The 8100-nt window shown below is 28.9% G+C and carries 7 protein-coding genes; all 7 read left to right on the top strand.

Features of this window, described 5'->3' with window-relative positions:
* Positions 1-105: 105 nt before the first annotated feature.
* The 7 genes from Q4512_RS16170 (at position 106) to Q4512_RS16200 (ending at position 7870) form a co-directional block, all read left to right on the top strand.
* The gene (locus tag Q4512_RS16170) at positions 106-1602 is read left to right on the top strand and encodes a P-loop ATPase, Sll1717 family (protein WP_303426413.1); all 1497 of its coding nucleotides are present in this window, start codon (positions 106-108) and stop codon (positions 1600-1602) included.
* A 171-nt stretch (positions 1603-1773) separates the two neighbouring features.
* Positions 1774-2616: a competence protein CoiA gene (locus tag Q4512_RS16175; protein WP_215967214.1), complete on the top strand. Its 843-nt coding sequence runs from the start codon at positions 1774-1776 to the stop codon at positions 2614-2616.
* 610 nt (positions 2617-3226) lie between these two features.
* Entirely contained in the window at positions 3227-3811 is a 585-nt protein-coding gene (locus Q4512_RS16180) for a hypothetical protein (RefSeq protein WP_303426415.1), read from the top strand.
* A gap of 170 nt (positions 3812-3981) precedes the next feature.
* A complete protein-coding gene (locus Q4512_RS16185) occupies positions 3982-4536 on the top strand; it encodes a hypothetical protein (protein ID WP_303426417.1) in 555 nt (184 codons plus the stop codon).
* Between the two features lie 179 nt (positions 4537-4715).
* Positions 4716-5342 (top strand): hypothetical protein, encoded by a 627-nt coding sequence (locus Q4512_RS16190; RefSeq protein WP_303426418.1) that lies wholly within the window; start codon positions 4716-4718, stop codon positions 5340-5342.
* 166 nt (positions 5343-5508) lie between these two features.
* Positions 5509-7008 (top strand): DUF3696 domain-containing protein, encoded by a 1500-nt coding sequence (locus Q4512_RS16195; protein ID WP_303426419.1) that lies wholly within the window; start codon positions 5509-5511, stop codon positions 7006-7008.
* Positions 7001-7870, top strand: a complete 870-nt coding sequence (locus Q4512_RS16200; protein ID WP_303426421.1) for a hypothetical protein — start codon at positions 7001-7003, stop codon at positions 7868-7870. The genes Q4512_RS16195 and Q4512_RS16200 overlap by 8 nt, the downstream gene beginning before the upstream one ends.
* The last annotated feature ends 230 nt before the right edge of the window (positions 7871-8100 follow it).

The following is an 8100-nucleotide window of genomic DNA, read 5'->3' on the forward strand; positions in this document are numbered from 1 at the left end:
TCAGTTGCACTTTTGTTACTTCTGAATTTCCTTCGGAAATTCCTCGCTAACAAAAACGCAACTTTCCATACACAAACACGTTGTAGCTAATTAAGAAAAAATCGAATGACGAATACACTTAACAATAATTTAGGCTTATTAAAAAATCCTTTTTCTAAATTTTCTGCAGAAGAAGAAATAGAATATCACAATGAAATTTTTTATGAACCTAACTTTTATCAAACTTTACTCGATGATTTAAAATCTGGTACAAGTAGGTTTATTTTAGGTCAAAGAGGACATGGAAAATCCTCTATAATTCACAAATTAAAAAACGACCTTGAAAAGTCTCAAATTCTTACGATTATTATCGATAGATTTGATGAAATTTCATTAGAAAACAATAAAATAGAATTACTTAATTTAATTTTACAAGAGTTTGTTACTAAATACACACTCTTTTTAAATAAAAATAAAGCATACTTAAAAAAATTAAATAAAGAGGATAAGGAAGTTCTTTGCTTATTAATTAAACTGTTCTTTAAACCACTAACCAAATCAGAATACGAAGAAAGATATGAAAATTTAAAAAAAATAAAAACAAAAAATTGGTTCATTAACCTTTATAATAAAATTGTAAAGCCAACAAATTCCTTAATAGGAACAGGTATTCTCATAACATCAAAATTAATAGCAGAATCCTTAAATCTAAATAGCTATGAAACTAATACTAGCTATACAGATTTCTTATCAGAAATGGATAATATCAATACTTCTGCCACCTCACAAGAGAGAGAATTAATAAAAAGTAAAAGACATTTAAAAGAACTCTTAAACAGATTAAATAGAATTTCAAAAAAAACTTATTATAAATCATCTGTCGTATTATTTGATAAAGTAGATGAATTTCAAGAATTAAATCAAGATATTAATAAAATAGCCAACTTTACAGAAGATATTTTAACTGATACTGAATTACTTCTACAAAATGATATAGCTATTGCTTTTAGTTTATGGTCAGAAGTTAAACCTATTTTATCTAAAAAAGTGCGCTTCGATAAATTTAAAGAAATTGATATTAGTTGGAAAAATAGCAATATGGAACCTCTAATAGATAAAAGAATTTTATATTTTTCTGGAAATACGAGAACTTTTTCAAGTCTTTTTGAACATCAGTCGGACTTAGAAAATATAATTTCTATATCAAATAAATCACCTCGGGATTTGATATCCTGCCTTTCAGATATCTACGATTTTCAAACATCCAATGATAGTTCTACCATGTTTGAAAGCGACTCTGTTTCAAGAGGACTTATAAAATTTGCTAAAAGATATGACTATCTATCAATGTACCCTTCTAGGACTGGTAAGAATAAAGATGTTATTAGTATGATTAACATTATACTAAGAACTAGAAAGACCAATATTACTATAATGGATTTGAATTCTACGTTTAATCAAAAAACGAGATGGAGTCAAACAAAAATAGAAAGTATGGTAAAGTATAAACTTCTCGTAGAAGATTCAAAATTAGGAAATAATGGGGAAAAAATTTACTCAGTTTTAGACCCTAAATTAATTCATTTAATAAAAAGAAACATTACGAATCTTGAAAATAACTAGCTACAACACCGTATATAATTTATTGCTGGTTCTAGCCTACTTACGAAAATCCTCGCGGATTTTCTATTCGGTTTTTATTTGCTAAATTAGGTGCTTAAACCACGCAACAAACCATATACAAACACGTTGGCTGCAATGCAAACGAACTACGAAAACAAAAGAATCCATTAAATGAAATTCGCATTAATTGATGACAAAAAAGTTGAAGCTTTTAAAGGAGCCAAAGGATTCTGTCAAAATTGCGGAGCAGAAATGATTGCAAAATGTGGAGAGTTAAAAGTAAACCATTGGGCACATAAAAGAAAACGACAATGTGATTCTTGGTGGGAAAACGAAACTGAATGGCACCGAAATTGGAAAGAAAACTATCCAATCGCTTGGCAGGAAGTTATTCAATTTGACAAAAAAACCAATGAAAAACACATTGCTGATGTTTATACAGATAACGGATTAGTAATTGAGTTTCAACACTCTCGAATTGATCCTGAGGAGCGAAGGAAGCGTGAGGATTTTTATAAAAACATGGTTTGGGTTGTTGATGGAACTCGTCTAAAGAGAGATTTTCCTCGTTTCAGTAAAGAATGGAAAAGTGATGGTATTAGCGATGTACATAAAACAAACAAACCTGGAATATTTGAGATTTGGTTTCCAGAATTTTGTTTCCCTGAATCTTGGCTACATAGCACTGTACCTGTGGTATTTGATTATTATGGAAACGGTTTTTTAGAAGATCCTCATGGATTAAGGAAAAAACTGTACTGCTTATTCCCTAAAGTTGGTAAACATGTCTGTGTTGCAGAGATTTCAAGTAAAGCTTTCATTAAGGCTACTACTTCTGGTGAATGGACTTTGAGACTTCAAAAGTTTTCAACTTATTTAATTGAACAGAGAAAACTACAAATTCAAAGAGAGAAACTTGAACAAGAAAGACGTCATGCTATTAATCGACATGAATTTAATCGACGATTACTTTCAAAGCAATTTAAAAGCAAAAGAAGAAGACGAAGATTTTAAATTTAAACAAAGCACAGCAGCCAACACCGTGTATAATTAATTGCTTTGGCAAGTGCTTATTTGGAAAATTCCTTCGGAATTTTCTCGCGTTCGTTTTTGTTTACTAAATTAGTTGCTTAAACACGCAACTAACCATACACAACAACGTTATAAAAAATAGCTCAGATGAACCTCTGAACTATAAAACAAACATTAATTCACAAATTAATATTTAATTACTTCTCACTCTGCTTTTGAATTTTCTCTTACTCATTTCTGATAATAAATAATGGATTCATTTTTTTTAGAATATAATTACAAACCTGAAACTGAAAATTACTTTTACAAAGTTTCCCTCACTCCTATTCTGAAATTATTAAAACTTACTCAATCGGAATTTTTTCACTCATTCGGAATTTGAATATAAAAGGATTGGATTACTCAAACGCAAAATGCTGCAAAGAGTTTTAAAGAAAAACACTTTTCGCCATTCAAAGGTAAAAGCAAAACTCGTTTCGCTTTTGGTTTATAATTGTTCCATGATTATGGCTAAATATTTCGTGCTTACTCAAATGTTTCGCTACATTTTATAACAACGTGTATAAAAAATTGCTAGATTAGTGCTTAAATAATGGTAGTTGCATTTTTGCCAACTTCTGATTTTCCTTCGGAAAATCCTCGTCGCCAAAAACGCAACTTTCCATACACAAGACCGTTGGCAATAATGTCGGAAATGCATAAAGGAATCATAATTTTAGCTTATTTAATTGCCTTACCAATATTTGGACAGAATATGGATTTACCCAAAGATTTAACTGAATTTTTAAAATCAAAATCGGAATTGATGTATGACCAAAAAACTGTGGAACCTGACTTTGTCGGAATTATTCACTTTGACAAATTGGAACTCGGAAAAGTATGGATTGAGGGAAATGTTAGCGGAAAATCATATTACGAAATTCCTGCTATCAATCTGACTGATAAATGCGAACATTATAACCCTGAATACATCCTACTCTATTTGCCGAATGAAAAACTTTACGGAACTTGGGATTCTGACCATTGGACCCTTTATGTTTTCCCGAACATTAGCTGGACTGATATTACTAAAAATCCAGCGGAATTTATAAACCAACAATGGAATCCGAAAAAAGAAATCGGAATTGAATTTGACCCAAAAGCTGATTATAATATGATAAACGGATGGCCATTTTGACCGAAAATAAAAACACTATTGCCAACATCGCATAAAAATAATGCGTATATTAGTACTTAAACAAAGAACAGTGCACTTTTGCTACTTCTGATTTTCCTTCGGAAAATCCTCGCACACAAAAACGCACTATTCTTATACGTAACCGTTGTAAGCAATTTGACAAAAATATCGTGATAAAGAACCTGAACGAATTACATAACTTATTTTTCAACGAGTGGATATTGCCATTTATTCGATTAGAGAACGAGAATTTAATCTCTAAATCGAATAGTATTTTACTTAATTATGTCAAGAATTTTGGTGCATTAATTGAAAAAAACAACAATCAAGACCATTTTGAAATAAGTCAAAATTCAACGGAATTAGAATTGACCAATTTCATTGCGGAAAATTCTGGAAATTGGAATATAGCTGTAAATAGAAAGAGTGATAAAATTTATTCAAACGAACATTGGTTATATACGGAAAGTGACTTTACTGATTACAAAAAATTAAACTTTGGAATTGAGGAATGTTTAATAAGTTTTAGCTTGCAAGAAGTATATTTCGAATATTGTGAAAATAATATAAAAGCAAATTCAGAACTGAATCTAAAACCGCTTTGGATTGACAAAAGATATTGCTCAAATGAAAGAACTCATAGCTTTTATTATGATTCTGAATTTAAAGCTCTGAAATTCAATCACAGTCATAATAATTTTGAAAGAATAGCATTTATAAAATAACAATAGCGGAATAAAAACTGCTTACAACACCGTGTATAATTAATTGCTTTATTGAGCCTACTTGCGAATATTCCTGCGGAATATTCACGGGTTCGTAAATGTTTACTAATTTAGTTGCTTAACCACGCAACTAACCATACACAAAACAGTTGTGTGCCATTTGAGAAAACCATAATCCGTTGACAAAAACAGAGAATATTGAACAAGTTTTAAAAGCAGTTGAAATTCACGAAAAAATAGTGAATGAATCAACTGAAATGGAAAGTGATACAAAATCACATTTTCTGGAACTTTCAAAGTTCATTAAAGAATGTCTAAAGGATAAAACTAAAATTCAAAACATCAATTCTCACCAAATCAAGTCTTTGAGAAATGAACTACTAACTTTTTGGAATGAAACAATAAGCGTTGAGACTGAAAAATTCTGGACAGAAATTAAAAACGGGAATTTAAATCTTGAAAGAAAAGAACCTTTGAAATTCGCTTTAAATAAAAATAGATTCAGAAATGTTGAACAAGGAATTGGAGCAAGAAAATATTGGAGTTCCCTAAAATCGCTTGAATCTATAAAAGATGAATATTCCGATTTGGAAATCAAAAAAATTGATAAAATAATTGTCGAGGATGAGAATAAACGGATTGGAATTTTAAAAAAATGTTTAGCGAAAAAAAATATTCCTAAAAGTCAATATTTAAAATTTGGAGAATGTATGGCGTATTTCGCAAATTGTGATTTATTTAATAAGTATTTGACTGAAAAAGAAGTAACTGATTTATATACGATTTGGAAAAATTTCAAATCATAAACTGAATAAAAAACGGACACACAACAACGTGTATAAAAAATTGCTAAATTAGTGCTTAAATAAAGGTCGTTGCATTTTTGTTACGTCTGATTTTCCTTCGGAAAATCCTCGCACACAAAAACGCAACTTTCCATACACAAACACGTTAGGCGTAATAAAAAAAAAGATGATAAATAAAATAAGTTTAGAAAATTTTAAAGGTTTTAAAGATCTAAAGAATATCAAACTAAAACCTATTACAATTCTTGCTGGAACAAACAGCTGTGGAAAGAGCAGTATTTTGCAAAGTATACTTTTAATGAAACAAACTTTAGAGAGCAAAACTCTTAATCAAACATTATTATTAAATGGTCGGTTTGTTCACCTTGGTAACTTTGAAAATGTTATTTATGGAAAAGACAGTTCGAAAAGCATTAAATTAGGGATAAGTTATAATGTTAAAAAAGAAAAATTCTCATCTGATATAACAGGACCACTTCCTTTTCATTTTATATTTAGACATATATTAACTGAGAAATCATTCGATTTACCTCAAGCTGAATATCAAATTAATTATTACGTTTGGATTAAAAACATTGAAAATACCAAAAGCAAGTCCTACATAAAACCTACAATAGTAGAAAAAGTTGATTTAGAAATAAAAGTTAAGACTAATGACAATAAGGAATTTACTGAAAGTTATTTTAGAGCAGAATTAACAGAAACCAAAAATATTTATTCGTGTTTATGGAAATTACCAAATGATCGACGTAGCAAATCAGAAGATGATTTCATTAAAGGAAAAGACAAGTTTAAAATCAAATTTATAAATTTAGTTCCAAATTCTTTTGAGGTAGATAATCCAAAGTCATATAATAAAAATCATGATATTGATATTTATTTTTATGTGTTAGACAGTTTAATTAAGCATATATTTAATTCAGTTACATATGTTGGTCCTCTAAGAGAAGAACCATCACGAAGATATATTTATGAAGACGAAGTTATCGAGATTGGTGTAAAAGGTGAAAACGCTGCATATATTTTTCTTTCTGAATCGGATAAATTAATTGACAATGTTCATTTTTTCAATAAAGATGAAAACAAGTTTTATAAAGAAAATCAAACTACCTTAGGTAATTCTGTAAATAAATGGAATGACTTATTCAAAATAAAAAACTTTAAAGCTGAGCCCTCACAAGAAGTTATCAGACTTAATCTCGATAGTTCAAATAATGAAAACACAAGAGTAAATATAGCTGACGTTGGGTTTGGAGTGAGTCAAATATTTCCAATTGTTCTAGAAGGTTTACGAATGAAAAAAGATGCAACAATGCTTCTTGAACAACCTGAAATTCATCTACATCCAAAAATTCAAATGCAACTTGCAGATTATTTCATATCTCTAGCATTATCTCAAAAAAACTTAATTATAGAAACGCATAGTGAACACATAATTAATAGGTTAGTAAGAAGAATTGTAGAGGATACAGAATTTGATTTAAATGAGTACATCGGAATATATTTTATAGAACCTACAGCAAATGGAAGTAAGTTTACGCCAATAAAAGTTAATGAAGTAAGCGGTATTATTAATTGGCCTAAAGATTTCTTTGATCAAACTGCAAATGAACAAGAACAGATAATACTTGCATCAATAAATAAAAGAAAAAACAGAAATGAATAAACTAATGTTATTACCTGCATTAGCCTTTATTTCTGAAAATGATTGGTCTCAAGAAAGTTTTAAAGATAACTATCTTGAAATTATGATTAATGCGTTTAAAGAAATAGATAATAATGAAAATTTAAGTTTAATTTGGTCAAATAAATTAGAAGAAATTTTATGGACTGAACCACGCTATAAACCTTGGGGAGATTTAAATGTAAGAAATTCACTAGTTCCTATATTTTATAAATTTTTTGTAAAAAATGTTGATTTTATATCACATGAGAATGTTCAATCAACTTCTTCCCCTAATTTGGAACATACAAATACTGAAATACTAGATGAATATTATTCAATATCAAATCATTTAATTTTGGAAGAAATTGAGTTTGCTCTTTTTAACCCTAATTACTCTATTCAATTTGAAACGGAATGCAACCAAACTTATAGTCCTATCTGTTGTTGTAGTAATTTTGATATTCTAAAATTACAACTTAAACCATTTCTGTTTAATGGATCTATAGAAGAAAGTAAAGCAAAACTAACGTATGTTATTTCTCTTTACCTTAAAAAAAATGGATTAATAAAAAATAATACATATTGCCTATCGAGTGCATTTATGCGTAAAGTTCAAACATTGAGCGATTTGAATATTATAGAATTGATTGATCGACTGTCTTTAAGAATTTCTTATAATGGGCAACAAGCAAGAGAGTGTATAATTTTACAAGACGAATTTATAACTACTAATGGTATTAATGAATTTAGAATGAGAATTACTAATAGACCAACTTCAAAAAGAGTACATTATGTTATTAACGATAATGTATTAGAGTTTTTGAATTACTACGGAGTTGGAGAACATGATAAAAGACTATAAATTACTACGCCTAACAACGTGTATAATTAATTGCTGCAGCTGGTTAAGACGATGGTCCTTCACTACTTTTAACTATATTGTATTGCGGAAAATGAATCGTGTACTTTTACGCAACTAACCATACACGAACACGTTAGCATTCATATTTTCTTAAGATTTTCAAAAACGAAAATTCAGGTAATATGAAATTAAAATTTTTAATAAACTTTTTTTAGTTCATTACCATTTAT

The organism is Oceanihabitans sp. 2_MG-2023, assembly GCF_030547245.1.
Lineage (GTDB): Bacteria > Bacteroidota > Bacteroidia > Flavobacteriales > Flavobacteriaceae > Oceanihabitans.

What these genes read in the sequence shown, in the direction of transcription:
- Q4512_RS16170 (WP_303426413.1), top strand. Translation starts at nt 106, where the DNA reads ATGACGAATACACTTAACAATAATTTAGGCTTATTAAAAAATCCTTTT.
- Q4512_RS16175 (WP_215967214.1), top strand. Translation starts at nt 1,774, where the DNA reads ATGAAATTCGCATTAATTGATGACAAAAAAGTTGAAGCTTTTAAAGGA.
- Q4512_RS16180 (WP_303426415.1), top strand. Translation starts at nt 3,227, where the DNA reads ATGGTAGTTGCATTTTTGCCAACTTCTGATTTTCCTTCGGAAAATCCT.
- Q4512_RS16195 (WP_303426419.1), top strand. Translation starts at nt 5,509, where the DNA reads ATGATAAATAAAATAAGTTTAGAAAATTTTAAAGGTTTTAAAGATCTA.
- Q4512_RS16200 (WP_303426421.1), top strand. Translation starts at nt 7,001, where the DNA reads ATGAATAAACTAATGTTATTACCTGCATTAGCCTTTATTTCTGAAAAT.